The following is a 25,156-nucleotide window of genomic DNA, read 5'->3' on the forward strand; positions in this document are numbered from 1 at the left end:
GACACTCGCAAATGAGTGATTATCTTCCCACCTACTGGCCGCAGATCTTCTTTGTTCTTTCCATCGCCCTCGGCGTTCCCGCCGCGGTCCATGCGGCCATGACAAAGGAGGAAGTGCGCGCGGCGATCGGCTGGGTCGGCGTCATCATCCTCTCCCCGGTCATCGGCGCGGTCATTTATGCGGTCGCCGGCATCAACCGGATCAGGCGCTCCTCCATAAGCTCGCAGCGCGCCTTCCTGCACGAAATCGGTCAGGATCACCTGATGCGTTTCGATGCGGATGAAGGAAATGTCCTTGCGCATTTCGGGCAACGCTTCGCCGCGATGAAAACACTGGGCGACCGGGTGAGCCGCTGCCGCCTGACAACAGGCAACGACGTCAGCATGCTGCAAAGCGGTGACGATGCCTACCGCTCGATGATCGACCATATCAATGCAGCTCAGCGCAGCATTCTGCTTGAGACCTATATTTTCGACCGCGACAAGATCGGTTTTCGCGTGGCAGATGCGTTGATTGTTGCCGTTCAACGCGGCATTGAAGTCCGTGTTCTCATCGACGCTGTCGGGGCCCGCTATTCCATACCGAGTATTGTCGGATATCTGAAAAAGGGCGGCGTGCGCACCGACGTCTTCAATGGCAACATCATCATCGGCTTGCGCCTGCCCTATGCCAATCTGCGGACCCACCGCAAGATTCTGATTGTCGACGGGACAACGGCCTTTACCGGCGGCATGAACATTCGCGCCGGTTTTTCCGAAGAAATCGCCGGCAAGGACCATGCCCGGGACACCCATTTCAGATTGACTGGCCCGATCGTCACAGACCTCTTCCATATTGCCTCGGAAGACTGGCGGTTCACCACGGGCGAACTTCTGGCTGGCGATGCCTGGCTGATTGCGTCGCCGGAAACGCACGCGGGCGATCCTGTCTTCATCCGGGCCGTCCCGGCGGGGCCGGACAAGAGCGTGGAAGCCAATCACCGCATGCTGATGGGGGCGTTTTCCGTGGCGCGAAACCATATCCGGATCATGTCACCCTATTTCCTGCCGGATCGTGAATTGATCAGTGCCCTTGTGACCGCGGCGCGGCGCGGCGTCGAGGTTGATATCGTCGTGCCGGCGGTCAACAACCTGAAACTCGTCGACCGTGCCATGACGGCGCAATTCGATCAGATTCTCAAGAGCCATTGCCGGATCTGGCGTGCCAGCGGCAATTTCAACCACTCCAAACTTCTGGCTGTCGATGGGCAGTGGGCCTATGTCGGGTCATCGAATCTTGATCCGCGGTCCCTGCGGCTCAACTTCGAAGTTGACCTGGAGATCATGGACGCGGCATTTGCCGGAAAAGTGGAAGGGCTCATCGAGACGGCCATTGAAACCGCCAAGCCGGTCCTGTTGCAAAGCCTGCGTGCCCGCTCATTCTGGGTGCGGCTGCTCGACCGGATTATCTGGCTAGGCTCGCCCTATCTCTGATATCCGCCGTTTCGGCCAGGGCCCCCTTCAGATCGACATAGGCCTTGATCGGCAGGTGATCCGACGCGACGCGGGCAAGCGGCGTGTCGTGGACCTCGATACCGGTGACCAGGCTGTGGGGATGGCCGAGGACGCGATCCAGCGCCAGAACCGGAAAACGCGAGGGGAAACTGGGCACTGCATTCTTCATGGGATCGAAAACCGGATGCAGGAAATGCAATGACGACCCCTTGCCGATGCGCCATTCATTTAGATCACCGAGCAAAAGCGTCGGGCGCGACGGATCCGCATGCACGGCATTGAGGATCGCCTCGGATTGCTGCATGCGGGAATGCCGCAGCAGGCCAAGATGCGCCGCGATGATGCGCAGCGGCCCCGCTTCGAGGTCAAGGTCCACCACCAGGGCACCGCGCGGCTCAAGTCCCGGCAGTTTCAGCTGCTGCACGCGCCGCACGACGCCCTCACGGAAGAGCAGCAGGTTGCCGTGCCAGCCGTGCCCCTTGGGATAAAGCGATGCCACACGCACGGGAACGAGATTGTTTTCGCGCTCGAGCCGGGCAAGATCGAGCAGGCCGGACCGTTCGCCGAAGCGTTTGTCCGCCTCCTGCACAGCGACAACGTCTGCGCCAAGTTCGCCGATGACATGGGCGATGCGGTCCGGATCGAACTTCTTGTCGATGCCGACACATTTATGGACATTGTAGGACGCAATGACCGTGTCGTTCCGCACGACCTTGGTCACGCCTGTCGGGCGCTTGTTGCGGTTCTTGACCGCCGCGAGGATGCTGGCCGAGACACTGGGTCTCGTGTGCCGCATTGGCTTCTTGCTGTCCATGCATAAGAGATATGTCGGGTTCGCGCGAATGGCAAGCAAATGCAGCAGGTATGCCGCCAAGACACCGATGGCCCTCGCCGCCTCTGCTACGAAGTACCAATTTCGCTGAAAATAATCCGCTGATACATAGTTGAGATTATAGCGACAGACATTGGGCTATGGACAGACGGTTTGAACAAATGCAACGCAATCCCAATGCTGATTGGCGGATTGAGGACGTTGCAGCAATTTGCAAGGCGTTTGAGTTGCAATGCGAAAAACCGCGTTCCGGCAGTTCCCATTACAAAATATCGCATCCGTCGCAGCATGCGATTTTGACCGTGCCTTTTAATAGACCCATCAAACCGGTATATATACGCAAGCTCATTGAGTTCATTGAAGCGGTGAAAAGTGCAACATGACCTACTATGACTATTCGGTGATTGTTTCCCCGCTATCCTCTGAAGACGGCGGTGGCTTCATTGCCTATGTTCCCGATCTTCCTGGTTGCATGAGTGACGGGAACACGCCTGAGGAAGCCGTTCGCAATGCTCACGATGCCATAACGGCATGGCTGGAAGCCGCAACCGATCACGGGTTGCCAATTCCGCCAGCGTCGCAGAAACCAGCTCTTGCGAAATAACGCCCGAAAAGAGTTGCAGACTTGGTCTAAACCCGGTTGCCAACAAAATGCGCCAGCTGGGCACCCACTTCGTAGTACCCTTCGCGCAGGGTGCGCAGGCCTTCTTCCCGGGGTTTTGTCACCGGCAAAGGCAGGTCGGCATCGGATATCCTGCCGATGATATGTTCAGCCAGGACCCGGCCGAAGACCGTACCCGGAGCGATGCCGCGTCCGTTGTAACCGCTGAAACTGATGATCTTCGGCGCAAGCGTGTGAAACCGGGGCAGGTTGTCGCTGGTCATGCCGATCTGGCCGTACCAGCCCGCTTCAAAGGTCACATCTCTGATCTGCGGGAACAGCTTGCGGATCGACCGGGCAGCCCACGCCTTGTGGACCGCCATCCCCGTCCCGCGCAGTGCACCCACACTGCCGAACACGAGGCGGCCGCGCTGATCCATCCGGAACGAGCTCAGTATTTCCTTGGTATCCCAGCCGCCCTGGCGCTCGGGCAGAACCGTGTTGCGCACGTCTTCCGGCAGCGGCGTCGTGGCAAAGTTGAAATAGGGCAGATGCAGGAGTTCGGCCCTCAGCTCCGGCCAGGGTGATGTCGTATAGGCGTTGGTCGCCACGACAACCCACTCGGCCGATACGGTTCCGGACGGCGTATTGACGATCCAGCGGTCGCCGGAACGGGCCGTTGATGTGACCGGGGTTCCCGTATAAATGGCAGCGCCCGCGGCAATAGCAGCGGTTGCGAGGCCGCGCACATAGGCGAGCGGCTGGATCGTGCCGGCGCGATTGTCCAGCAGCGAAGCAGCATAGGCGGTCGAGCCGACCTTCTCGGCGGTTTCCTCAGCGCCCAGCAGGCGGACGGCTGCGCCGCGCGCCAGCCACTGTTCCGCCCGCTGTTCAAGCTGTTTGACGCCGCTCGTGCCGACGGCGCAGTGCAAGGTGCCTTTGCGTTCGAGTTCGCAGGCGATCTTGTGCCTGTCGACAAGGTTGAACACGGATTGCGGTGCATTGCCCAGCAATTCCAGCAAACGTTCGCCGTGCACCTGGCCCAGAACCTGCGGCAGGTCGTTGGGCATCACCCACATGCCGGCATTCACCAGGCCGACATTGCGGCCCGACCCGCCAAAACCGATATCGACGGCATCGAGAACAGCTACTTTCGTGCCTGTTTCAGCGAGGTGAAGCGCCGCGGACAGTCCGGTAAAACCGGCGCCAATGACGGCAACATCAACGGAAATATTGCCCGCCAGCTTCTGCGTTGCCGGCGCGGGCGGTGCGGTCTTTTCCCAGAGGCCGTGGGAGCGTTCATCATTCAGCATGGGGTCACCGTCAGGTCGGTCCGGCCTTTGCCGGCAATCTTGCACAGACTCATCGTCCATTCTGCTTATAGACCGGGTTTTCGGCAACGAAAGTGAAATTCGTTGAAGAGGTGATGCGGCGGGCGAATGACCCCGGCCAGGGTCTGGACCCTAGGGACGCTTGCTGACCTGATCGGCGATCCATGCAAAAAAGCTCTGGGCCATGGGATTTTCTTTCTTGTGGTCCGGTACGACGAGATAATAGCTGTTCTCCGTCGTCAGCGGCTGATCGAACAAAACGCGCAGGCGTCCGGACACCAATTCATGCTCGATGAGGTAGCGCGGCACCAGAGCAAAGCCGAGCCCGGCAAGCGCGGCTTCGATCACCATGGAAAAGTGCTCGAAGCGGTGGCCCTTATAGGGACTGACCACCTCGGCCTGTACCGATTCAAACCAGTCTGCCCAGGCTTTCGGCCGCGTCGAGAGATGCAGCAGCGGTGCGGAGCCGGCAAGCTCGGCCGGCGTGGCAACGGGATTGGCCGCCAGCAATTCCGGGCTGCCGACGGGAACAATCATTTCACTGCAAAGATATGTGCACGTGGCATGGGCCCAGACCGGCTGGCCATAATGAATCGCCAGATCAAACGGCTCTTCCTCGAAATCAAAGGGCTGCGAGCGCGACGCGACGCTCAAGGCCATATCCGGATTGAGCCGCAGAAAATCCGGCAGGCGCGGCATCAGCCAGCGGCTGCCGAAGGTTGGCAGCGTCGCAATGCTCAGGGACGATGCCGATTGCGATGCCGCCATGGCCCGCAGCATGGTTTCCTCGGTCAGCCCGAGCAGGCGGCGCACTTCCGGCAGGAATTTCTGCCCGGCATCAGACAGAACCACCCTTTGCCGGACCCGCTCGAAAAGCAGGACGCCGATCTGGCTTTCAAGCTCGCTCATCTGGCGGCTGACGGCACTCTGGGTGAGGTTCAGCTCCTTTGCCGCCTGCGTAAAGCTGCCATGGCGCGCCGCGCACTCGAAGGTTTGCAGGATATCGATGTCAGGAATCAGACGGCGGCTCAACTTCATTCTTATCTCGCATCAACCCAGTTCAATTCATCGCAATCTTTGGCGATATCATCACTCTATAATCCAGTTTGAGCATGACAGCGATAGTTTATGCTGTTGCAGCAACAAAGCGGAACAGAACACGATGAAATCAGGCACGTTTACGTCATCCGACGTGATCAGAGCGTCCTTTTCGGCCGCCATGTCATCCATGTACCGGACAGAGGTTCCTGCCTATGGCACACTCATGTCGCTGGTTGCCGAGGTGAACAGCAAGACACTGGCAGCATCGCCGGAACTGAAAGACCAGTTGCAGGAAACCGATACGCTCGACCGCATATCGGAAGAGCGTCACGGCGCAATCCGCGTCGGCACGCCGGAAGAGCTTTCCATGCTGCGGCGTGTCTTTGCGGTGATGGGCATGTACCCCGTCGGCTATTACGATTTGAGCGAGGCGGGCGTTCCCGTCCATTCTACTGCCTTCCGGCCGGTCAATGGCGACGCGTTGAAAATCAACCCGTTTCGGGTGTTCACCTCGCTGCTGCGCCTCAACCTGATCGGCGATACCGGACTGCGCAAGAAGGCGCGGGCCATTCTCGGCGCGCGGCAGATTTTTACGGACAAGGCCATTACCCTTGTTGAAAAGGCGGAAGCCGAGGGCGGCCTCGGTGCCGATGATGCGCAAACATTCGTCAGCGAGATTCTCGAGACATTCCGCTGGCACGACCGGGCGAGCGTCAGCAGCCCGCTCTATCAGCGTCTGCACGATGCGCACCGGCTTATTGCCGATGTCGTTTCCTTCAAGGGGCCACACATCAATCATCTGACGCCGCGCACCCTCGATATCGATGCGGTACAGGACCTGATGCCGGAACACGGCATTTCTCCCAAGGCCGTTATTGAAGGCCCGCCCACACGCGCCTGCCCCATCCTCTTGCGCCAGACATCGTTCAAGGCGCTGGAAGAGAGTGTGTCGTTTCAAAATTCCGACGGCACCTGGGAAACAGGCTCGCATACCGCGCGCTTTGGCGAAATCGAGCAGCGCGGCATTGCCCTGACGCCAAAGGGCCGGGCTCTCTACGACCGGCTGCTGAATGACACCCGCAAGATCATTCGCCCGGCCGCTGACGGCTCCAATGCAAAAGCTTACATCACGGCCCTGTCGGATACATTCAAGGCGTTTCCCGACAATTGGGCGGATATTCGCCGCGAAGGTCTCGGTTATTTCCGCTATTCGGCTATCGAGCGTTTTGCAGGCCGCGTGACCGCGCGGGAGGCAGCGGATATCGAAGCCCTCATCGCACGTGGTGCCGTGCGGTTCGACCCCATCGTCTACGAAGATTTTCTCCCCGTCAGCGCCGCGGGCATTTTCCAGTCCAATCTGGGTGACGAAGCCAGCCAGACATTCGTCGCCAGCCCCAGCCAGCGCGAATTCGAGACTGATCTCGGTACGGCGGTCCTCGATGAATTCGCGCACTATGCCGGGCTCGAACAGGCCTCCATTCAACAATGCCTGCAAATACTGCGCCCCGCAGCACTTGCAAGTTGAACGCTCATTTGACCTTATTGCGGCCTCTCCGGCAAAAGTCCGGCGCTCACCGCACGGTCAGACAAAAGATATGTAAAGGGAAGGCAAAATGACGATTGCTCAAGACGTAAAAACACTCCTCGCAAAGCTTGGCGTGGCCGAAGCCGCCTATACCGGAGGCACCATGGCTTCCTTCAGCCCGGTCACCGGCGAGAAGATTGCCGATATCGCCATTCATTCGGCGGCCGATACAGCCAAGGCTATTGAACAGGCCGATGCGGCGTTCCGCGAATGGCGCCTTGTTCCAGCACCCAAGCGCGGTGAACTGGTTCGTCTTTTTGGCGAAGAGCTGCGGTCGCTGAAGACGGAACTCGGACGCCTCGTCTCGATTGAAGCGGGGAAAATCCCGTCTGAAGGTCTCGGCGAAGTACAGGAAATGATCGACATCTGCGATTTCGCGGTCGGTCTTTCCCGTCAGCTCTACGGCCTGACGATCGCGACGGAACGTCCAGGACATCGCATGATGGAGACCTGGCATCCCCTCGGCGTTGTCGGCGTCATTTCCGCCTTCAACTTCCCGGTTGCCGTCTGGTCGTGGAATACGGCGCTTGCTCTCGTCTGCGGCAATGCCGTTGTCTGGAAGCCATCGGAAAAGACACCGCTCACCGCCCTCGCCTGCCAGGCCATCTTCGACCGCGCGGTTGCACGCTTCGGCGACGTGCCGGCCGGCCTGACCAAGACATTGATGGGCGACCGGACCATCGGCGAAGCCCTGGTGGATCATCCCAAGGTTGCGCTCGTATCGGCAACCGGCTCGACCCGCATGGGCCGTGAAGTCGGCCCGCGACTGGCCAAGCGTTTTGCCCGTTCGATCCTTGAGCTTGGCGGCAACAATGCCGGCATCGTCTGCCCCTCAGCCGATCTCGACATGGCACTGCGCGCCATCGCCTTCGGCGCCATGGGAACCGCGGGCCAGCGCTGCACCACCCTGCGCCGCCTCTTCGTGCATGAAAGCGTCTATGACACGCTCGTTCCACGCCTGAAAAAGGCCTATGAGAGCGTTTCCGTCGGCAGCCCGATCGATACATCGGCTCTCGTCGGCCCGTTGATCGACAAGGCAGCTTTCGACAATATGCAGAAATCCGTTGCGGAAGCCGTCGCCCATGGCGGCAAGGTCACCGGAGGCACCCGGGTCGATACCTCGCACCCCAATGCCTATTATGTCCGTCCTGCCCTCGTCGAAATGCCGGAACAGGCCGGTCCGGTAACGGAGGAAACCTTTGCACCAATCCTCTACGTGATGAAGTACAGCGATTTCGACAAGGCGATTGCCGATCACAACGCGGTCGGCGCAGGCCTCTCGTCATCCATCTTCACCCTCGATCTGCAGGAAGCAGAACGCTTCCTCAGCGCCGACGGATCGGATTGCGGCATCGCCAACGTCAATATCGGCACTTCAGGCGCTGAAATCGGCGGCGCGTTCGGCGGCGAAAAGGAAACAGGCGGCGGCCGCGAATCCGGCTCGGATGCCTGGAAGGCCTATATGCGCCGCGCGACGAACACGGTCAATTATTCCAAGGCTCTGCCCTTGGCCCAGGGTGTTTCCTTCGACATCGACTGATCGATATCCCCGACCGTAACCATACAGCCCCCGGCCTTTCCACGCCGGGGGCTTTTTGTTGCCGGGCAAGACCTGGGGTCAGGACCTATTAATATGGTCGAAATGGCGCCTGAAACGGCAAGAAGATGCGAGGAGAGATGCGAAGGGCGGGGTTTTTCCCCCGACCGAGCAGCTCGACACTGCAGCTTGCAGCCGTTTCAGGCGCCATTTCGACCAGATTAATAGGTCCTGACCCTAGGGGTTACTCAAACGAAACCAACGTCATGTAGATTATTTGTTTTATTAAAATTTTATACTTTGGATAAATCCGTTCAGTCAGTTCCATAAATACTTCTTAAGTCTGTTTCGTATTTGTTTACTTAAATATCATTCTGACGGTTTTAAACCTGTTCAAAACAGCAAATAACTCTCCTCTTAAGTCTGACTTAAGATCACAAACAATAGAGTTGTCCAAGAAAAGAATGCAATACAGGGAACAAATGTATGTTGACAGTATACAATTGTATCGTCAATGAGCACGATATCAGGCTTGTTTTTCTTGCCGCAGCCATCTGTATCTTTTCTTGCCTGACGGCGGTCGATCTTCTTCGTCACGCCCGCAGCTCGGCGCATCAGACCGTCTGGCTGTGTGTTTCGGCCATGTCCTGCGGCTTCGGCATCTGGGCCACGCATTTCATTGCGATGATGGCGTTTTCACCCGGTCTGCCCAACGGCTATGACGGCCTGCTCACCACCGTCTCCCTTGTTATCGCCGTTCTTGTAACCGGTCTTGGCATACGCACCGCAATCACTGCCAAATGGCGGAATGCGGATCTGGCCGGCGGAGCCATCATCGGCGCCGGTATCGCGGCCATGCATTTTACCGGCATGGCGGCCTTTGAGGTTGAAGGCAGAATTGCCTGGGATCCCACCCTTGTCGCGGTGTCCATTGGTACCGGCATTGTCCTTGGCGCGTTTGCCGTCCGCCTGGCTCTGGCCAAAGCAGAAGACAAAACCCGTCACGCAGCAGCGGCCATGCTGACCCTGGCCATTTGCGGCCACCATTTCATTGCCATGGGCGCGGTCGCGATCATTCCCGATTCGTCCATCGCCGTTCCGGCAAATGCATTGCCCGCCAGCCTTATTGCCATAACCGTCGCACTGATAAGCACCATTATTCTCGTGGCCAGTTCGATAGCGTTCACGGTCGACGTCCACAACCGCCGAAACAGGCTTGAATTGCAGCGCATGCACAAGCTGGTCAATGCTGCGGTGGAAGGGCTGGTGATCTGTGACGGAGATACCATTGTTACGGCCAATGAGAGTTTCCTGACATTGACAGCCATAGCGAACGCCTCGCTCGACGGCGTCTCGCTGGCCGCCTTTCTGCCCGACGCACGCCTGCGCTCCAAACTGCTGAGTGACCAGAACGAGCTGATCGAAGCCGATCTCGTGGGCGGCGACGGTCAAACCATTCCGGTAGAGCTCATCGCCCATACGATCGACTTCAATGGCAAATGGCATCGCGCTCTTGCGGTCCGCGATCTGCGTTCCCGTAAGGAAGCGGAGGCGCATATCAGCTATCTCGCGCACCACGACGCGCTGACGGGGCTGCCCAACCGCCGCAATTTCAATGCCCGCCTCGACCAGTTGATTGCAACAGCGGCAAGCGGCGAAGAAACCTATCTTGCGCTGTTTTGCCTGGATCTTGACCGGTTCAAGGAGGTCAATGATCTGTTCGGCCATGCGGCCGGTGACGATATATTACAGCGGGTTTCCACCGCCATCACCCGGCTCCTTGGCAAGGACGATATGCTGGCACGTCTTGGCGGCGACGAATTTGCCGTTCTCATTCCGGGATTGGTCACTCCGACGGCGGCCTGCCGCCTGGCCGACAGGATTCTCGAAGCCCTGCAGTCGGAAAATCTGAACTCCCCCATCGGTTTTCTGATTTCGACCAGCATCGGCATTGCGATCTTTCCTGTCGATGCGACCGATCGCGAGACATTGCTGAACCAGGCCGACACGGCCCTGTACCAGGCCAAGGCCGAAGGCCGTAACACCTATCGCTTCTTCGAGGCAAAAATGGGCGCTCAGGCCAGAGAACGGCGCTTGATCGAGCACGACCTGCGCAATGCGCTGCAGCGCAACGAGCTGCGGCTGGTCTATCAGCCGCAAATGCGGATGGACACAGGCGCGATCACCGGATTTGAGGCCCTGATGCGCTGGCACAATCCGCGCCAGGGCGATATCTCGCCCACGGTCTTTATTCCCATTGCTGAAGAGAGCGGCGTCATTTTACAGCTTGGCGACTGGGCCCTGCGGGAGGCCTGCCGCGAGGCGGCCAGCTGGGACAAGCCCCTGTCCGTTGCCGTCAATGTCTCTGCGGTGCAGCTCTACAGCCACGATTTCACCCAGCGCGTACACAGCGCCTTGCTGCACACCGGCCTGCAGGCTCACCGGCTTGAGCTTGAGATCACCGAAACCGCACTGATAAAGGATACCAACCGCGCCCTCACCACGTTGCGCCAGCTGAAGACACTGGGCGTGCGTATCGCCATGGACGATTTCGGTACCGGTTACTCCTCGCTGTCGAACGTGCGCGCCTTCCCGTTCGATATGATCAAGATTGACCGCTCCTTCATCAAATCGGTCGACAAGAACGAGCAGGCAGCCGCCATCGTCAAGGCGGTGCTCGGCCTCGGCCGGGGATTGGGCATGCCGGTTCTGGCTGAAGGCATCGAAACCCCGGACGAACTGGAGTTTCTGATGGGCGAATCATGCAGCGCCGGACAGGGCTTCTATCTGGGCATGCCGGGTCCCATGGAGAGTTTCCGCCATCTTGTCAGCGGTGATGCGCAACCGGCGAACAAGAAACTCGTCGCGCTCTGACATTGTCTGCAACGCGGCTCCGCACCGGGAGCCGCGTTGCATCGACTGCCCGCCATCCTGTTGCGGCCTATCTCCCGGCTTCGCATCCCGCCTATAAGCGCTTTATGGCTTCACTGCCTGCGCCTTATTTTGGAAACACCACAGAAACAAAACGCCACAAGCCAGAAATATTGTCGAAATGTTCCGGCTCCATAAAGAGCAAGTAAAATGATTTTGTATTCTCGCATCACTGGAGAATACATTTCTTCTTCCTGCAGGTGGCCGTGAGAAATATTTCGACTTTACCAACAATACTTCTAGCCGGAATTATCCTCTCGACAGGCGCTGATGGCGCATCTGCTGCAGAGCGACCACCGTCACGCAAAGAGCTTTGCGTGAAATTCCAGGCACAGGTTCATGAAGCAATCATCGAGCATGCCGAGGCTCCCCGGGCGGCCAAGGCAAAATCACTGCAGAAAAAGGCTATCCGCTTTTGTGCAAGCAATCGGCAGGCACAGGGAATACGGACCTTTGCGAAAGCACTGAAAGTACTCGGTGTACAACCCGCCAATAATTGACGGTTGTATCACAACAGCCCCAACTGAGAGGAAATGGCATTATGAAAAAGTCACTCTACACAGCACTTGGTCTTGCACTTGCCCTTGCATTCTCTGCTCCTGTGCTCGCCACCAGCAGCACCACGGCATCGGCAGCACCGATGAAGAAGCATCATCATATGAAGAAGCATCATCGCCACATGAAGAAGCATCATCGCCATCATCGTCATCATGCAAAGAAGATGTAACAACAGCGACCTGATTTGAACGACCTTAAAATGATGCTGGTCAGCGGACGCCGTTGGTCGGCATCATTTTGTTTTGAACACGTCCTTACCCTCGATCCCGCTCAGCAGGAACTGCTACCGGTTGCGGGTCTGCCGGTTGATCGCGAGATTCCGGTCCTGAATATCCCGTATCAGAGTATCATTCATGCCGGACAGGGATGATGGACTGCCCTGGGACGAGGCGCTTGGGAGAACCGGGCCCGAAGCTTGCGTGCGCGCCATGCTCCCGCCATTCCCGCGCGTGGCAAGGGAGGCGGAGAGCGCCCGACCGGCATCGCCCTGCAGTACATCGCCGAGCCATTTTTGCGCACCGCCGGCCATGCGCGCGCTCAATGGCACGATCTGCGCGAGAAGAAACAATCCCGAGAAACAGATCAGCACGAAGGGCGCGATTTCCTTGATGCCTGGAACGGCTCCATGATCCATGGATATCTTCAAGGCAATCACAACCTCCTTGATGACCAGCAGGAAGAAACTCAAGAACGCATAGAAGAAAATCGGGACAAGCATCGTCTGAATGGCAACGCTCAGCCACCCCGAGAAGAACCGTGACACACCCTGGAACAGCAGCATCACGATGAAACCGGGGGCCAGTGCCAACACGACCCACAATGCAAGCTTCGAGAACAGCATCAGGAATACCGCGTATCCGACAAACAGGGCGGCAGAGATCCAGACAATGCCGGAATGCAGGGAAGAAAGCACCGCATCTCCCGGCAATGTTGTCTTGCTGTCCGGACCGGATTTGGCTGAGGGATCTGGATCCGCTGGCTGCGGTTTTGCAGTGGGAGCCGGTACGGCCGTGATGGCGGCCGGCGCGGAAATCCGCGCCGAGGCCAAGAGCGCTATCTGATAGAAATCATAGAGATCACGTTCCACGGTGGTTTGCGACATGGCGCCACGGCCAGCATTGACGATGTTGTTCATCATGACCGAAGAAATGGCGGTCGGAATGCCCGAGATGACGCCGTATGCCACCGTTTGAATCGGCCCCCATCCGGTGGCAATCGAGAAGATGATGGCAATGCGAAACAGGCGGAATGCGATATCGATAACGCTGCTTTCACCCCGGCCCTGCCAGAACCGGAATCCCCAGAAAATCAGGTAGAGCACCAGCAGCCCGGACAAGACAGGCGTCAACTGGCCGGCAAAAGCCCCGTATGTCGATGCCGTGAAACTCCTGCCGAGACGATCGATATTGTCCGACATCAGGGCGATGTAATTGACGGTTTCCGTCAAGGCCATGGTGTCACGTCCCATAACCGAACAGGACAGCCAGCGTCTCGTTCACCGGCCTGAGTGGCCCACAATCGCGCGCCGCGGGGGCCAATGAGAACAACCCGGGAGAACAGGGGGTTTTCAACCTCTGATCACTCCCGCAGCCGGTGGCGGTCATCAGGGTACAAAGCAGCAGGCAGATGGTGCGAAACGTCATGTCTTGTCTCCGGGACGGCAAAAGGCGGGAAGCCATTTCTACGGATCGTCGCCCAGACGGCTGCGCAGGGCGGTCAGTTCCTCGATTGTCTCGGCACGGGCGGATAAAACCTTGATCAGGTCATCCATGCCGTTCAGGCGCAGGCGCGCAATGACCGATTCCCGGCCGTGCTTGATCAGGAAGGACCGGCTTGAGGCATCGGCCGTCCGTATCCACTGGATCTCCCGGGCCGAGAGGCCAAAACCCGTTGTGTGGCTTTGCAGATCGGCGTGCGGATTGGGGAAGAAGATGTGCGTCGCACTTTGCTCCATCAGCGTATTGGCGAGCGCGGATGAGGCGATGTCCGATGCGCTTTGCGTACCGAAGCCGACAACACCGTTGAACTTCCGGATCGTCTTCATCTTGTCTTTGATGAAGGCGGCAAAAACATCGTCATCCAGAAGCCGCCAGCCTTCGTCCAGGAAAATCAGCAACGGGTTGCCATCAAGCAATTCGTCCAGCCGATGGAAAATATACATGAGCGCCGCACTGCGGATGAGCGGGTCGTCGAGGAGCTTCGTCATGTCAAATCCCGCGACATCGGACCAGGTGAAGTGGTCCCTGGGATTGTTGAACAGCCAGCCAAGCTGATCCGCGCGCAGCCATTTGTCGAAGCGCGCCAAAAGATCATCGCCGCCCGCCCGCATGCGTCCGCGCAGCAGGCATCCGAATGCATTCAACGTGCGCATGTCCGGGCCTGACGCAAAAATTTGTGCGATGGCCGAGCGCAGGACATTCTCTTCCACGGCGGATGGCCTGGCGCCATCCGGCCGCCGCACCATGAGGGAAAACAGCTGGAACAGGAATTCGCGGTTGGGTCCCGTATCGGGCAGGGACAGCGGATTGAAACCCGAGGGCTCTCCGGGCTCCAGCACGGCATAATTGCCTCCCAGTGCCCGGATGAAGATTTCGGCGCCGCGATCCTTGTCGAAGAAAATGCAGCGCGGTTTTGGCGTGATGCGTTGCGACTGCGCCATGAGAAACGAAAGAGCCACCGTCTTGCCGGAGCCGGATGGCCCGATCATGGTGAAATTTCCCAGATCGCGCACGTGGAAATTGAAGAAATAAGCCGTTTGGCTGGTTGTCTCCAGCAATGAAATGGCACTGCCCCAGTGATTGCCGTCGGACTTGCCGCTTGGAAAATTATGCAATGACAGGAATCCGGAAAAATTCTTCGAGGAGATCATCGCCGAGCGGGCAATATAGGAAAAATTCCCGGGCAGTTGCGCCCAGAAGGCGGGTTCGCAATTCAGGTCCTCGCGCAACCAGAGAATGGCCTGGTCTGTCAGCGTGGCGCCGACGGCGCGGATGCAGTGATCAAGCTCCGCCTTATCATCGCCGAGGCACATGATGGAGAGGTGATGATTGCCGTAAATCGAACGCGCACCCAGCAATTCATCGCGGGCGCTGTTAAGCTGGCCGCCCACCACGGAACCGGCTTCGTCGGCCATGGCAATCTGCCGGGAGACGCGCTCTATCTGCACCTGCGCCACGGGTTTGTCGACGATCGCGAAGCTTTGGCTGACGATAAACTCGTGCGGAACTTTCAGAAGCCCGTCGAGCAGCAGCGGACCGGTATAAGGCGGGTATTCCCGGATCGAAAGCATGGCGCCCAGCCTGTTGTTATCAGGCGGGGTCGATCCGACGAACTCGATGGCATTGCGCCCGAAATGCAGCCGTTTCATCGCCAGCGCCCCGTCAAGCGGCATGCGCGGCAGCCGCATGTTGACCGGTTCCAGACCGTTGACGATCTGGACGAGGAACTCCAGCGGCTCGGAAAAATAGACCCCCGGTTGCGGTTCGCGAATGCCAAGGCATCGCGCTCCGTAATCCTGCAGGACATCCCGGATGTTGAGAACGGCATCCTGCAGTTCGCGCAGATCCTGAGCTTCGCCGGAGGTCCCGCCATCGTCGGACGCCTTGGCAAAGAGACGCCGTGTCACCTTGTCAATGATGCCGACTTGGCCGCGCAGGGGTCGGCGGACGATGGTGACGTACATGTCATTGACAAACATGCGCTGCTGCTCGAGTTGCGCCATATACCGCCGGTTCAACTCATCGGCGAAAGCGTTGTCGAACCTGCCCGCGAGGCCCGGTTGAATGCGGCGGCGGATCATATGGCCATAGACCGCATAGCGGCTGCTGCCGAGGGATCGCAGCAGGGTATTGCGTGCTTCCAGCTTGCCGTTCAGCTGCGCCATGTCGGCAGTCTCGAAACAGAAGCCATCGAGTTTCAAAACGCTCAAAAGATAGCCATCCCGGGTGCGCAACACCGTATCATCCACATGGCGTGTATAGGGGATGTGGGCTGCAACGGAGCGCTCCCGCTGGCCCGGCGAACCAAACCGCATCTCCCGGCGGACGGGACGGCTGGTCATGAACGGTCACCGGCCGCATAGCTTCTGATGCCCCAGACCGCTTTGGATTGCGGCGGTGCCTTGGACATCTTCACCCGCAGGATGGTGAAAATCTGATCGTCCAGCAATGTCAGAAAATAACCAAGGCTGTGGATCGGCAGGACAAGCAGCAGCGTCAGCAGGTTCTTGGTGGCCAGGAATGTGCATGCCGTCACGACGATGTTGAACATGGCGAACATGTAGGGAACCCCGAACAGTGTGGGTGCACGGGTCAGGGCTTTGACCAGAGGCACGAGATCTGGCGCATCATCCGGGATCATCTCAGTGCCCCAACGCACTCTGGAAGAAGGCGACGATCTGCGTCGATCCGAACACCAGGACAATCCCCATGATCACCGATCCCGCGATGCCCCAGGTGAAGCGTCCGGTCCAGGCGAGAAACCCGCAGCTGATGACGGCCAAGATGGCGATCATCGAGGCAATCGGCCCGGTGAGAATGCCGATAAGCGTCTGCAGGACCGACTGCACCGGCTGCAATCCCGTCTGGGCGCTGGCACCCTTCATCAGAACGGCCAGGGTTATCGAGGCCAATCCCCCGCGGATGAGGATGCGCCTGACGAGCGATGGCAACAGACGGATTTTGAAAATGAGCGACTGAAAAAACACTTTGACTACTCCACGTGAAGAACAAAACCTTGCGTCCATGCACCGGCATTTCCGGCCTCGGATTTGTCCGGCGCCTTCCTGCCCTGATGGACCACTTTTCCCGGCATTTTGCGGTCATCGAACGGCCGCCAGTCATAGACGTCCGAGAGCACGGCCGCGATGTAACGGACCGTCTCCGGATAGAAGGGAATGCCGCCGTTTTGCTCCACGGCAGCCTCGCCAGCGTTATAGGCGGCGAGGACATAGAGCGGATTGGCGTATTTGCCTTCCAGAAACTTGAGATAGCGAACGCCGCCGCGCACGTTGTCCTCGGGGTCGCAAATATCGACCTCGAACCGGCGCGCTGTTGCAGGCATCAGCTGCATCAGGCCGACGGCACCGGCGCTGGAGATGCTATCCATATGAAAGCCGCTTTCCCGCCGGGCAACAGCAACGGCAAGGGCTACATCAGCATGCTCCTCCCTGGCGATGCGTTGGACCAGCGCCTTGCCATCCTCGGCCGAAGGCACGCGCGTGAACTGACATGCTGCAGCATCCGCCGCCGACAGGGGGGTGGTTGTCCTGCCGCCGGATGCCATGATCTTGACCGGTGGCATGCCGGGATCATTGGCCTCGACGGCGCGGGCTGCTTCCGGAACAGTCAGGCCAAGCAGGCAAAGACCGATCAGAATCCACACTGGCCAACGATCCGTGCGGGCGGAACGGCCTGCATCGATGGTGGCAGCGCTGCCGGACCTGTTTGCCACGCCGTTCATGGAGCACCTCGCGCGCGACGGCCGGAGGCGTTCCACACCATGCTTCCCTGCACGGCGGCAGGCCGCCCCATCTGCCTGATATAGGGGGCGAAAAAAATCTCCGACACGGCGCCGGGCCGTCCCTCCTTGCGGCCCAACTGCACGACGATCGGCAGCGTCGTATGCAGATGATCGATGATCTCCGGCTTTGACAGTCCGCCTCCACCGCCAAAACCGCTTTGCATGACCAGCATTGCCAAGCGTTCATAAGCCGCGCGCGGCGAGTTCGCATGAACTGTGGAAAGCGAACCGGGATGCCCCGTGTTGATGGCCTGCAGGAAATCCAGCGCCTCGCCGCCGCGCACCTCCCCGAGGAGCAGACGGTCGGGGCGCAAGCGCAGCGACGCTTCGACCAGGCGCCGCATATCCACCTGCGCGATGTTCTGATTGCCGCGCGAGGCAATCAGCCGGACATGGTTGCCATGCGGCGGCACGAGTTCAGGCGTATCCTCGATGGTGATGATCCGCTCGTGCCCCGGTATTTCCCGCATCAAGGCATTGAGAAACGTCGTCTTGCCCGTTCCCGTCCCGCCAGAAATGATCATGGAGATACGGTGACGCAGCGCCAGATGAAGGAATTGCGCGATATCGCCCGCATCGAGATAGTCGCATAGGCCCTGTTCCTCGTCGGTCAGGGCCTCGGTCGCGCCGGTTACCCGCGCGCAGAGAAGCGCGCCCGCCTCGGCATAGTCGGAGAGCGACAGATCGCGAACGATTTTCCGCCGGATGGCAATGGCGCCTCCGTCCGGCGCCGCCGGCGGCAGCACCACCTGAACACGTGAACCATCCGGCAGGGATGCGGACAACAACGGTTCTTCTTCATTGACGAACTGATGGCTGGCGCCTGCAACCCGCTCTGCCATGAAGCGGATGCGTTCGCGCGTCAGCTCCGGAAGATTGAGTGCAACCATGCCCGCATGCAACACGCCGGAACTGTATTCGACAAACACCCTGTGCGGTTCATTGATACAAATCTCGATGACATCCTGCCGTTCCAGCAGCGATCGCAGCGGCTCAAAGGCCAGCGAGATCAAATCATCGTTGCGGGAGAGCATGCCCATCAAGAAGCCTCACGCGGAACGAAATCCCGCAAGGCGAGTGCGGGCGTGTTTCTATTGTCCATAACCGCCGCGCCCCCTTTTCAGCTCCCGCAGCTTTTCACGCACCGGATCCGGGTAGAGATCGGAAAAATCGAGATCGCGGCGGACGAATATGGCAACCGGCGTGCCCTGATTGATCGTGATCGTGGGTGGAATGTTGAGCGATCCCTTCAAGGCCTCCCCTGCAACCTGCGCAAAGGTTTGCGCTGCAACCGCAGCGCCCTTTGCCGCCATGTTCGAGCCGATGTCGATACTGGGACGGGTCGTGACGGTCCGGATTTCATTCGTCTTCGGATCAACATAGGTTGTCGTCACCGGGCCGGTATTCAGGCTGGACGACGTGTCCGTGGAAGCCAGTATCTGGCCGCCGGCGGAAATCGCGCTGAGCAGGATTGCGGAACCATATCGTTCGAAAACATGCCTGTTCACATCGCCGCTCATTCCCGAGCGGCCAAGCTCATCCGTTCCGATGGAACCGAGATTGATGGACACGCCATCCGACCGCAACAGCCGTGTCCAGACGATGAATGCCCTTGTCTGCCCCTGCGCCAGTCCGGCATTGTATTCACCGATCAGCCGCGTGCCCGATGGCACGAGAATACGCCTGCCATCGAATGACCAGACGTCATCGGTGGTTATGGCGCGCACCATCCCCGGCAGATCGGTCTGAACAGCGGTTTCGAGGACACCCCGCAAAATGGTTCCCTGCGGCACCAGGGCATCGATGCGCGGATTCTTTTCAGCCTTGGCCGTTTCGGCGGATTTTCCGGACAGGGACGCCAGAAACTGGTCGTTCGGATTGGTGGCCTGAAACGTATCCGGGCTTTTCTGTTTCTCGTCGGGGCTCTTCTCATTGTGGGCCGGTTCCCCAGCAGTTCCCAGTTCCGAGACGATCATCGGCGAACGGTAGCGGTCCTGTTGCTTCGCATAATAGGCGGCCTCCTCCGCCTCGGCCCGGCGGCGCGCGTCTTCCTCGGCGCTGCGCCGCCGGCTTTCTGAATCATCAGTATTAACCGTCCTTGCTTCAATCGCCGCGGCTTGCAGTGGAAGAGGAGTTTCCTTCCTTTCCGGCGGCGGCGTGAGATTAAGCTGGCTCGAGCGTGACGGCATGAAGGCCTCGTCGGAGGCAGCCCGCTCACCCTGCTGCGGCCGGGGATTGCTGAACAGGGGTACGGCAAACAGCCCGCTGACGCCTGCCGCAAGACACAGGCCAATGAGACCGGCCCTCAATTTACGTTTTGGCTCCAGCAGGCTGGGATCCGTCCCTGCCTCGATGTCCAGACTGCGATGATAACCGGGATCGGGCATTGCTTATCTCCAGCTTTTCTTGGAGACAGGCACATCGGCGACAACCGCTGGCGGCGTTTTCCTGTTGAGATTGAACAGGCAGGTCGCATAGCCGCCATGCCGCAGCATCCACTGCCTGGCAATCTTGTCGACAACGATATAGTCGCCCTCGCGCCGGTAATTGGCGAGGATTTCCCGCTTGCCTCCTTCCACAATGAAGATCGCCGGGACATCGCCCTGGAACCGGAACCATGTCTTGACGCCGTCATCAAATGCTTCGGCGGGTTTGAGCGCGCGGTCGCCGCGGAAATGATAATCGGTATTGGCGTCATCATGCCGAAAGCCCGCACGGTTTGGCTCCGAGACCAGCCGCTGCGCCTGGGCCAGAAGCTTGGCGTCCAGTTCCAGGTCGGGATACCGGAACTTGACCATGTAGGTCTGGTCGGACTGCGAATCCGGATGCGCACGCAAAACGAAGGTATAGACATGCCTGTCGCTGACGATGTTCATGTTCGTCGCCGCTTTCGGCTCCACCGGTTTGAGGAAGATGATGTTGCCCTTCTTGTTGGGTTCGATCTTCCAGGACATGCTGTCGCCAACGGCGACCGTTTCGATTTTTTCCGTGTCGCCCAAAACAATCATCGTCGACACACCATAGGTCGCATCAACCGCGACGACATTGCTGGGGTTATAGACCACCGTCCTGACACGGGCATCCGCAGCGCCCCGTCGCGGTGCCACCTCCGCACGGACGCCGCCGTCCATCGCCAGGAGCGTCAATGCAGCACCAACCGGCAAGACCAGGCAGGCATACGCAAATGTCCTCATGGCTGGTACTGCCCACCGGATTCGCCCTGCCCGGACACGCTTTCCTGATCGCGGCGATAGTCGACGACCTGGAAACCCAGCGGATTTTCGAACCGCCATTCATTGGGCATCGGCGCCTTGGAATACTGGAAATGGAGGAGGGAAACCCAGTGTTCCTCCGCGCCCGATTCCCGTCCGGTCCGCTGCGTGGAAAACCGGATGACTGCCGTGAGGGCGTTGGGGAGCTGTATGGATTTGATCTTCAGGCCTACGCGGGTTTCGCGGCCATAGCGTGTCACCGGATTGTCCGCATTGGATGGGCTGAAGAGCGCAAACAGATCCCGCGCGGCATCGCGGGCCGACAGCAGCTGGGCAAGATCAAAATTGTCTTTCACCGTGGCCGGATCATAGGTCTCGCGCGCTTTCAGGTAGCGCACGACATACATGCGTGCGATCGCTTCGTTCTGCGTCAGGTCTCCATCGGCAAGCGGTTGTTTTATCTCCATGAATCCGGTCGTCTTGTCGACTTCAATGACATAGGGCTCGAAGCTTTTGAGCGGCAGGAGCAGGGCGAGACAGGTCAGCGCCAGGCAGGCCAGGGCAAAGCTGATCACAGCCACCAGCCACGCGGTCAGCCGGGACCGTTTCACGGTACGGATGACATCGTTTTCCCAGCGAACGGCTTCGCTGAAATATCGCCTGTCCGGCCCGGATGCCGCCTCGATTATATGTTCATTCGGTCCTGACGCGCTCATCACCGCTGGCGAAACCTTGAAATCGCTAAAACTGAAAATTCTAAAATAAAAAGTGTGGTATCGCGGCGCCCTGTCTTCATCGCGCCGCGTTCGGAAAACCGCTTAAGTTGTAAATATCATGCGAATGCGGAACACAATTCGACTTTGGTCTGATGCCTTTCCCGCCGGCCGGAGAAAATGCGGTCCGCCGCGTCGTGCGGCAGACTATCCTATCAGGTTTCAACGGCTCCGCGGGACATCAGTCAAGGCGGCACCGTTCAGCCTCAGTCAGCCCAGGCCAAGCAGTTTGGCCGTGGCCGGGAATGAATGTACGCACCTGACCCAATCAATTCTTTCAACAACGTTCAAAATTCGCCATTGAAGCCAAGGGCCGCATCGGTTAGAACCGCTTCGCGCATGCGAGCTATCGCAGCCTCATGCACCCGTAGCTCAGCTGGATAGAGCGCTGCCCTCCGAAGGCAGAGGTCACAGGTTCGAATCCTGTCGGGTGCGCCATCAACACTCGGATTTTATTGGATAGGAATGCCCCGCACCGCTGAAGCCGCAGGTTCGGCCATTCATGGTTTTGAGTGGGAAAAGCCCGATTGGATCTCACGCCTGATATCGGCAATGAACTTGTCAACGGACTCGATGCGCCCATCGCTTGCCTGATCCAAGCAGATTCCGACTTTCAGCCCGCGCCGCTTCAAGGCCGGCAAAAAGGTTTTCAGCGTCGCGTCAAGCTCCATCTGAACGACTTCGGTTTTGATCTGCAAACCGGCGCCCTGACCGATCGGCCCCAGCCATATCTCGGCGAAAACAGCCGCCGGCCACAGGGGACAGCACATTGACGTCCCCGCAGGGTCATTGAGAATGAGATAGTTCGAACCAAGATTGATGGTGTAAACTGTGTAGGTTTCGACCGATTTCCTGATGAAATACTTGTAGCGTGCAGAATGGGAGAGCTTGAGAACCCTCGTTGCCTCGTCAATACCTGGCTTTGTCTCCATGTGCCCACCCTCATCCCAGAGGATAGACCAGAACAATAAAGATAGAAGAACATTTATTTCAAATTGTAGCCAATACAGGCAGCATGAGATTCAAGTTGAAATGGCAAAGCGTTAGAAACCCGATTGCCGCGCTGGAGACGGCAGGGTTTCGTGTGGAAGCCCGCACTGCTTTTTGCACAGGGCATTGGGCTTCCTAGTTCATCGCCGCCGGCGTGATCTTACCCTGCTGACCCGCATTCAAACGCTGAATATCCGCTTCTGCTGCCGGTTTCGCCACGGCGTAATACCGGCCAAGGCCAAATGCCAATGCGGCCATGATGAGAACAACGCCGATATATTTCCAAGCCTTGGCTTGATACGGCTCCGGATCAATCGAATACATTCTGAACTCCAGGATGGCGGCACTGAGCAGTGACGATTGTCGCTGTAAAAACCCCACCATCACGAGGACGGTGGGGTTAAGCTTGCTCGGAACAGGATTTTGCAGAACGTCCTTCCATCGGCAGTTCGATTTGCCCGGCTCCCTGCACTCGATGGGAACTTGGACCTCGTCCTTCTCTGGGAAAGTGGTGTGGCCGCGCTGCTTCCGACATGTTGAATTTTTGACGGGCAACAGAATGGTGTTGCCAGTCAGGGAGATATCACCAGAACCGGCGTGACGTGACCGTGACGGAAATCCGGACCGGATCGGATTTTCAGTATTTTTTTCGCCGTGCAGCCGGCAGCAGGCCATCCCGCTCCAATCTTACATCCAAGACCGGCCCACAATGTTCCTGCAATGTTGAATCCGTATGCCTTCACCAGGCAACGTCCTTTGGCGGCGATTGCGGCAACGCCGTTTCTGTCAGGCCGCCCTGTCCGTCTCGCCGTTCATGCGGGAGCCTGTTTACGACATCAATGGCGTTAAAAGGCTATTGATTTTACCGATAATATTTACCCAATCGAAAACAATACGAAGTATCAAAACAATCTTTCATATTTATATTGTAAAATATTTATAATCGCGATCACAATTTTGTTACATTAGAGTGATATTGTGTAATATTGGATTTCTGTCAAATATATACATAATATAGACTCAAATTAAACTTTAAGTTGCAAATAGGCAACAGTAAAAAATCAACGGCTCTCCACATTAAAAATTTGTAACTTGACATTTGACTCCGCCATCGAAGTCGCGGAATACGAAATTGTTACTATCAACTCATGGAGAGCAACAATGAACATTAAGAGCCTTCTACTTGGCTCGGCTGCAGCCCTGGTTGCAGTCACTGGCGCACATGCTGCCGACGCAGTTGTCGTCGCCGAACCGGAAGCCGTCGAATACGTTCGCGTGTGCGATGCTTACGGCAAAGGCTTCTTCTACATTCCTGGCACAGAGACCTGCCTGAAGATCGGCGGCTATCTGCGGGCCGATGTCAAAGGCGGCGATGACGTCTACAAGGGCGGACATGTCAATCAGGGCAGCGATCCCGATGGCGATGGCACCTACTACATGCGCACACGCGCTACCGTTCGTTTCGATGCCCGTTCGGAAACCGAACTCGGTACACTGCGTTCGTACATTGAAACACGCTTTCAGTACACGAACGGCAGCAACGCCACGGAACTTCCCCAGGCCTACATCGAACTCGGCGGCTTCCGCATCGGCGTCAGCGATGCGATCTTCGGTTCGTGGACAGGCGCTGCCGGCAAGGTCATCAATGATGACGTGATCAACTACCAGTCCGGCGTAAGCAACCAGGTCAGCTACACATTCAATGCAGGCAATGGTTTCTCGGCGATCATCGCTGCAGAACAGGGCCGCGTACAGGGTGCCAGCTATTTCGATAATGACTATCGTATCGACAGCTACATGCCGCACGTGCTTGTTGGTGCCAAGTTCGAACAGAGCTGGGGTGCAATCTCGGGTGTTGCCGGTTATGACTCCAAGGTCGAAGAATTCGGCGGCAAGCTGCGTTTGGACGTGAAGTTCACCGACACCGTTTCGGCGTTCGTCATGGGCGGCTATCAGTCCAACTATGACGATGCAGCGTTCGGCGCTCGCAACTGGTACGGCACCTGGGAAGGCGATTGGGCCATCTGGGGCGGTCTATCCGCCAAGGTTTCGAGCAAGGCAACTGTCAACGCGCAGGTTGCTTACGAATCCGAAGGCACCTGGGCTGCAACAGGCAATCTCGCTTATGAACTGGTTCCCGGTTTCACCATCACGCCTGAAGTCAGCTACACCAAGTTCGATGGCGCCCGTAAGGATTACTCCATCTCCAAGGGCGGCAACGACGATGCATGGGGTGGTATGATCCGCTTCCAGCGCAACTTCTAGGATCTGACACAGATCTGACGAGGTTGGTAGTGACATAGCAACGTCGTCCGATAGCGGACGCGGTTTTGACCTCCAGTCAAGTCGTTCGCAGGAAACGGTGGGGTTCGCCCCGCCGTTTTTTTGTGCGCTGGTTCCGCCGATGCGGACAATGAACAAGGCGCCGGCGGGTGCGCGCGGAACCGTCCAGCCCAAAGGATCAGGGCTAATGCCATAGATGCGCCGCAATATGCGATTTTATGCGGTTCCGGGGGCATTTTAACAACAATTGCATTGACACGGCGGTCGTACCAAATTCGATTTGCCGCAACCTCGCTCCTGTTTGGATTGCAACGACAATGTTGAGAATGCTCGTTATCGCAATATCCGCCCTTACCCTAGCAAGCTTTGTGCTTGCCAGCACGGCTGAGGCCGCACGATTTGGACTGAGTTTCGGCGGCCCCCGCAACAGCGGCAAAGAAAGCGGCAAGGCAAAGGGCAACACCCAGGG

General features: G+C 58.2%; 23 protein-coding genes and 1 tRNA gene. 10 read left to right on the plus strand and 14 right to left on the minus strand.

The window, feature by feature from the left end; translation table 11 throughout:
• Positions 1-11 precede the first annotated feature (11 nt).
• Positions 12-1,472 carry a phospholipase D-like domain-containing protein gene (locus tag C5750_RS24685; RefSeq protein ID WP_105737826.1) on the plus strand — a complete coding sequence of 487 codons (1,461 nt, stop codon included), beginning with the start codon at positions 12-14 and terminating at the stop codon, positions 1,470-1,472.
• On the opposite strand, the gene C5750_RS24690 is transcribed toward C5750_RS24685, so the two are convergent.
• The gene (locus tag C5750_RS24690; protein WP_105738126.1) at positions 1,444-2,289 is read right to left on the minus strand and encodes an endonuclease/exonuclease/phosphatase family protein; all 846 of its coding nucleotides are present in this window, start codon (positions 2,287-2,289) and stop codon (positions 1,444-1,446) included. The genes C5750_RS24685 and C5750_RS24690 overlap by 29 nt on opposite strands.
• A gap of 176 nt (positions 2,290-2,465) precedes the next feature.
• Here C5750_RS24690 and C5750_RS24695 point away from each other — a divergent pair, with 176 nt between their 5' ends.
• Positions 2,466-2,708 (plus strand): type II toxin-antitoxin system HicA family toxin, encoded by a 243-nt coding sequence (locus C5750_RS24695; RefSeq protein ID WP_105737828.1) that lies wholly within the window; start codon positions 2,466-2,468, stop codon positions 2,706-2,708.
• Positions 2,705-2,929 (plus strand): type II toxin-antitoxin system HicB family antitoxin, encoded by a 225-nt coding sequence (locus tag C5750_RS24700; protein WP_105737830.1) that lies wholly within the window; start codon positions 2,705-2,707, stop codon positions 2,927-2,929. The genes C5750_RS24695 and C5750_RS24700 overlap by 4 nt, the downstream gene beginning before the upstream one ends.
• Before the next feature lie 26 nt (positions 2,930-2,955).
• On the opposite strand, the gene C5750_RS24705 is transcribed toward C5750_RS24700, so the two are convergent.
• Entirely contained in the window at positions 2,956-4,239 is a 1,284-nt protein-coding gene (locus C5750_RS24705; protein ID WP_105737832.1) for an NAD(P)/FAD-dependent oxidoreductase, read from the minus strand.
• 150 nt (positions 4,240-4,389) lie between these two features.
• Entirely contained in the window at positions 4,390-5,295 is a 906-nt protein-coding gene (locus C5750_RS24710; protein WP_105737834.1) for a LysR family transcriptional regulator, read from the minus strand.
• Positions 5,296-5,419: 124 nt separating this feature from the next.
• On the opposite strand from C5750_RS24710, the gene hglS reads away from it, so the two are divergent.
• The 5 genes from hglS to C5750_RS24735 all read left to right on the plus strand — a co-directional run bounded on the left by hglS (position 5,420) and on the right by C5750_RS24735 (position 12,078).
• Entirely contained in the window at positions 5,420-6,823 is a 1,404-nt protein-coding gene (gene hglS / locus C5750_RS24715) for a 2-oxoadipate dioxygenase/decarboxylase HglS (RefSeq protein ID WP_105737836.1), read from the plus strand.
• An 88-nt stretch (positions 6,824-6,911) separates the two neighbouring features.
• Entirely contained in the window at positions 6,912-8,423 is a 1,512-nt protein-coding gene (gene amaB / locus C5750_RS24720) for an L-piperidine-6-carboxylate dehydrogenase (protein WP_105737838.1), read from the plus strand.
• A gap of 483 nt (positions 8,424-8,906) precedes the next feature.
• Complete coding sequence (locus tag C5750_RS24725) at positions 8,907-11,294, plus strand: EAL domain-containing protein (protein WP_105737840.1); 2,388 nt, start codon at positions 8,907-8,909, stop codon at positions 11,292-11,294.
• Positions 11,295-11,557: 263 nt separating this feature from the next.
• Positions 11,558-11,851, plus strand: coding sequence for a hypothetical protein (locus C5750_RS24730; protein WP_245421246.1), 294 nt, complete (start codon positions 11,558-11,560; stop codon positions 11,849-11,851).
• 41 nt (positions 11,852-11,892) lie between these two features.
• A complete protein-coding gene (locus C5750_RS24735; RefSeq protein WP_105737844.1) occupies positions 11,893-12,078 on the plus strand; it encodes a hypothetical protein in 186 nt (61 codons plus the stop codon).
• A 114-nt stretch (positions 12,079-12,192) separates the two neighbouring features.
• Here the strand turns inward: C5750_RS24735 and C5750_RS24740 are convergent, their stop codons facing one another.
• The 9 genes from C5750_RS24740 to C5750_RS24780 form a co-directional block, all read right to left on the minus strand.
• Positions 12,193-13,362, minus strand: a complete 1,170-nt coding sequence (locus tag C5750_RS24740; protein ID WP_158531256.1) for a TrbL/VirB6 family protein — start codon at positions 13,360-13,362, stop codon at positions 12,193-12,195.
• Positions 13,363-13,590: 228 nt separating this feature from the next.
• Entirely contained in the window at positions 13,591-15,969 is a 2,379-nt protein-coding gene (locus C5750_RS24745; RefSeq protein ID WP_105737847.1) for a VirB4 family type IV secretion/conjugal transfer ATPase, read from the minus strand.
• On the minus strand, positions 15,966-16,268 hold the full coding sequence (locus tag C5750_RS24750; RefSeq protein ID WP_105737849.1) for a VirB3 family type IV secretion system protein: 303 nt from the start codon (positions 16,266-16,268) through the stop codon (positions 15,966-15,968). The genes C5750_RS24745 and C5750_RS24750 overlap by 4 nt, the downstream gene beginning before the upstream one ends.
• Before the next feature lies 1 nt (position 16,269).
• Positions 16,270-16,614, minus strand: coding sequence for a TrbC/VirB2 family type IV secretion system protein (locus C5750_RS26875; protein ID WP_425350517.1), 345 nt, complete (start codon positions 16,612-16,614; stop codon positions 16,270-16,272).
• A 5-nt stretch (positions 16,615-16,619) separates the two neighbouring features.
• Positions 16,620-17,369 carry a lytic transglycosylase domain-containing protein gene (locus C5750_RS24760; RefSeq protein ID WP_105737852.1) on the minus strand — a complete coding sequence of 250 codons (750 nt, stop codon included), beginning with the start codon at positions 17,367-17,369 and terminating at the stop codon, positions 16,620-16,622.
• Complete coding sequence (virB11, locus tag C5750_RS24765) at positions 17,366-18,469, minus strand: P-type DNA transfer ATPase VirB11 (RefSeq protein WP_105737854.1); 1,104 nt, start codon at positions 18,467-18,469, stop codon at positions 17,366-17,368. Before virB11 ends, C5750_RS24760 begins: the two co-directional genes overlap by 4 nt.
• Before the next feature lie 51 nt (positions 18,470-18,520).
• A complete protein-coding gene (gene virB10 / locus C5750_RS24770; RefSeq protein WP_105737856.1) occupies positions 18,521-19,816 on the minus strand; it encodes a type IV secretion system protein VirB10 in 1,296 nt (431 codons plus the stop codon).
• A 3-nt stretch (positions 19,817-19,819) separates the two neighbouring features.
• Positions 19,820-20,623, minus strand: coding sequence for a P-type conjugative transfer protein VirB9 (virB9, locus tag C5750_RS24775; RefSeq protein ID WP_105737857.1), 804 nt, complete (start codon positions 20,621-20,623; stop codon positions 19,820-19,822).
• On the minus strand, positions 20,620-21,357 hold the full coding sequence (locus C5750_RS24780; RefSeq protein WP_105737859.1) for a VirB8 family type IV secretion system protein: 738 nt from the start codon (positions 21,355-21,357) through the stop codon (positions 20,620-20,622). The genes virB9 and C5750_RS24780 overlap by 4 nt, the downstream gene beginning before the upstream one ends.
• Before the next feature lie 418 nt (positions 21,358-21,775).
• On the opposite strand from C5750_RS24780, the gene C5750_RS24785 reads away from it, so the two are divergent.
• Positions 21,776-21,852 (plus strand) — tRNA-Arg (locus C5750_RS24785).
• A 62-nt stretch (positions 21,853-21,914) separates the two neighbouring features.
• Here C5750_RS24785 and C5750_RS24790 read toward each other — a convergent pair.
• The gene (locus C5750_RS24790) at positions 21,915-22,346 is read right to left on the minus strand and encodes a DUF2750 domain-containing protein (protein ID WP_105737861.1); all 432 of its coding nucleotides are present in this window, start codon (positions 22,344-22,346) and stop codon (positions 21,915-21,917) included.
• Positions 22,347-22,539: 193 nt separating this feature from the next.
• The gene (locus C5750_RS26435) at positions 22,540-23,079 is read right to left on the minus strand and encodes a hypothetical protein (RefSeq protein ID WP_130502071.1); all 540 of its coding nucleotides are present in this window, start codon (positions 23,077-23,079) and stop codon (positions 22,540-22,542) included.
• Between the two features lie 486 nt (positions 23,080-23,565).
• On the opposite strand from C5750_RS26435, the gene C5750_RS24800 reads away from it, so the two are divergent.
• Positions 23,566-24,669 carry a porin gene (locus C5750_RS24800; RefSeq protein ID WP_105737865.1) on the plus strand — a complete coding sequence of 368 codons (1,104 nt, stop codon included), beginning with the start codon at positions 23,566-23,568 and terminating at the stop codon, positions 24,667-24,669.
• The last annotated feature ends 487 nt before the right edge of the window (positions 24,670-25,156 follow it).

This window comes from Phyllobacterium myrsinacearum, from assembly GCF_002980555.1.
Classification (GTDB): Bacteria; Pseudomonadota; Alphaproteobacteria; order Rhizobiales; family Rhizobiaceae; genus Phyllobacterium; species Phyllobacterium myrsinacearum.